This window comes from Martinezella lusitana, from assembly GCF_014207095.1.
Lineage (GTDB): Bacteria > Pseudomonadota > Alphaproteobacteria > Rhizobiales > Rhizobiaceae > Rhizobium > Rhizobium lusitanum_B.
Genome location: NZ_JACHBG010000061.1, coordinates 1 through 1,775, shown reverse-complemented (window position 1 = coordinate 1,775; position 1,775 = coordinate 1). Strand labels below are relative to the sequence as shown.

Here is a 1,775-nt window from a genome sequence, read left to right as displayed (position 1 = left end):
CGTTCCAGGGCGACGTTTTTGTTTTCCGCGGGAGAAATGGTCGATTGATCAAGGCCCTATGGCATGACGGTGTCGGACTATCGCTTTATGCCAAAAAGTTAGACCGCGGGCGGTTCGTCTGGCCGTCTGCGGAAGGCGGCGCGATAGCGATATCGCCTGCGCAGCTTTCTTATTTGTTGTCCGGAATTGATTGGCGCCATCCGCAGGAAACCTCTCGTCCGACGAAGGTCGGATAGCATTATTATATTGAAAATGTTGAGTGAATCTGATCAGATGGCTCATGGTATCGAAGCCCTCCGATCTTCCTGCGGACCTTACAAGCGCCTATCGGGCGCTGCTTTCCGAGCGTGCGATCCTTCAGGCCGAACGCGATGTCGTTGCCGCCGAGCGGGACATCGCGGTGGCCCAAGCTGCCAATGCACAGGCCATGCTGTCGGACAGCGAGGCGCTGATCGTCAGTCTGGAACTGGCGATCGAAAAGCTCCGGCGCGAACTGCGCGGTCAGAGGTCCGAGCGCACGGCGCGTCTGAATTACAGCTCGAAGAGCTCGGTGCGACGTGAAGTCGCTTGAATAATTGTTCGAAAGGGAAAGGAGAAAAACCACGCAGAGAACCTGACGTTCCGTCGTCTGTAGCCTACCGGCACATGCGGGATTGGCAACAATCCGGTGTGAAGCTGCCGGGACAATGTAGCCGGGCCCTCGGGCCGTGCGGAAGCCGTGAGGTGGAGGCATCATCTGCGAGCATCGACGCGGATCGGGCGCTAGGCTGGGCGGTATGACCAACTCAAGTGAACTGCTGTACTCGTCGTCATCGAGAACAAGCCAAAGATGCTGACAGGCTTGAACCAAAAGGTGCACGGTCGGATGCTTCCCGCTAGTTTGGAAGCACACGGACAACATGACCGCCGGCGAAAAGGCAGGGTCTAACCCGCTCCTGTTATTCAAGTGAAACACGGTAAGCCCGTATCCCCGCCCGGCAACGGGCAGGCCGACCGCAAGGAACGCTGTCGGAGGTGCGGGTAAAGGATGTTGGAGAAAGCGAAGGCCGTGCTGCAATGGCGCGGATAGGGGTTATGGGCAACCAACATCACCCCGCCCGAAAGGGAGCAGACTTCCGACTGGTCTCTCATCGCGAGAGAACAGGCAGAACCCTTACAGGAGGAAAAGCAAATGGCGGTCATGAAAATGACTGGTGCAGCCTCCCGCGGAACGGCGGACTGGAACCAGATTGACTGGAGCAAGGTTCGACAATCCGTGCGGCGGCTGCAAGTGCGTATCGCGAAAGCAGTTCGGGAACGCCGCTGGGGCAAGGTAAAAGCCTTACAACGGCTGCTGACCCACTCGTTCAGCGGCAAGGCATTGGCCGTGAAGCGAGTAACGGAAAATAGAGGAAAGAGAACACCCGGGGTGGACCGGACCATCTGGGACACACCCGGGAAATGCATCGGAGGATTATCGTCACTCAAACGGCGAGGGTACGGGCTGACGCCAATCCATTCGATCCGGCGTGGGATGGTTACTTCGCCCTACGGCGACACCAACCCTCGCCACGAGCGGATAAGCTCGATCCACGATCCCACTCCCTTTTATTATCACCGGAACCGGTGGCTCTCGTCGCTGAGGGCTTAGCAGAGGCTTGAGCTGCATGCCGGGAAACTGGCACGTGCAGTTCTAAGCTCAGAGGCTGCCTCAAAAAGAGGTGGGTGATTTCAACAGGTTATGATTCCTTCGGATTTGCGAGATTCGATGGAGAACACGATGGCCTGGACCAAAA

Annotated in this window: 2 protein-coding genes and 1 pseudogene; all 3 read left to right on the top strand. The window is 57.5% G+C overall.

Going from position 1 to position 1,775, the window contains the following annotated elements; translation table 11 throughout:
- The coding region (tnpB, locus tag GGD46_RS33580; RefSeq protein ID WP_028755409.1) for an IS66 family insertion sequence element accessory protein TnpB at nucleotides 1-236 on the top strand (236 nt) is incomplete at its 5' end.
- Between the two features lie 44 nt (nucleotides 237-280).
- A pseudogene (locus tag GGD46_RS33575) lies at nucleotides 281-529 on the top strand (IS66 family transposase); the annotation flags it as partial.
- 642 nt (nucleotides 530-1,171) lie between these two features.
- Entirely contained in the window at nucleotides 1,172-1,630 is a 459-nt protein-coding gene (locus GGD46_RS33570) for a reverse transcriptase N-terminal domain-containing protein (protein WP_051043303.1), read from the top strand.
- Nucleotides 1,631-1,775: the final 145 nt, after the last annotated feature.

What these genes read in the sequence shown, in the direction of transcription:
- GGD46_RS33570 (WP_051043303.1), top strand. Translation starts at nt 1,172, where the DNA reads ATGGCGGTCATGAAAATGACTGGTGCAGCCTCCCGCGGAACGGCGGAC.